Consider the following 842-nt stretch of genomic DNA (forward strand, 5'->3'; position numbering starts at 1 on the left):
TTTTCATCCCTGCCAGGTTTTGGTATCCACACCCGTCGCAGTGGTTTTGCTTTGAGGTTTCCCTTAATGTTCTTAACAAGCTCAAACCTTTGTCTTGGAGAGATTACTCTTACTCCATCAACGCCGGCTGTTTTCTTGCCTTGATTATCCTGGGTCACTCGCCGTACTGCTAAGAGTCGAGCATAGTATGATTTCACCAATAGACGTTGCAACCTTCTAACCTTTGCATCCTGTCCCGATTTAGCCGCTTGAAATATACTCTTTTGGAGCTTGAAAACTTTCCGCTGAACCTTAGTCCATGGGATTGCCTTCCATGCGTTGTTCGTAGTCTTGATTGGTTTGGGCTTGCCAAATCCTTTCTTTAAACTCGCTATCGCCATTTGTACACCTACTTGACTCTATTTCTTTACAATCAAACCGTGACCCGTTAGCATATCCCTACCATTACAGTCGGGCATTGGCTTCTGGTCACATCTCACCCCCTAATGGGCTTGCGCTTACACTTTCACTACTGACTCTCTCGACCAGATTGTCAGAGCCTAGAAGGGGTTAAAACGTTCCGTTTATATGGGCATTCCATCTTTAGACTTGTCCTTTCCACCGGGGTACTTTTAAAGGTCTGTGTAGGTGATGACATAATTACCCTACTTTTCCCCTTACTCTTTTGAGCGCAGCGTATCAACCTATTTCGCTACTTACTCTTTACGATGGTTCAAGCCAGACATTCGGTTTCCCTAATCATGGATGGTTGGCAGTGGTCTCGATTCTGGTGTTGGGTTACACCTTGGAGCCTTCCGTTCCCCGCTTCAATCTGACGGGTTGTGTATCCTGAAACTGGGGGV

At 46.0% G+C, this 842-nt stretch carries 1 protein-coding gene; it reads right to left on the reverse strand.

Translation table 11 applies throughout. From position 1 onward, the window contains the following. The coding region (locus P5674_RS25345; RefSeq protein ID WP_315670436.1) for a reverse transcriptase N-terminal domain-containing protein at positions 1–380 on the reverse strand (380 nt) is incomplete at its 3' end. Positions 381–842 lie beyond the last annotated feature (462 nt).

This window comes from Limnospira sp. PMC 289.06 (assembly GCF_032350395.1).
Taxonomy (GTDB): Bacteria; Cyanobacteriota; Cyanobacteriia; order Cyanobacteriales; family Microcoleaceae; genus Limnospira; species Limnospira platensis.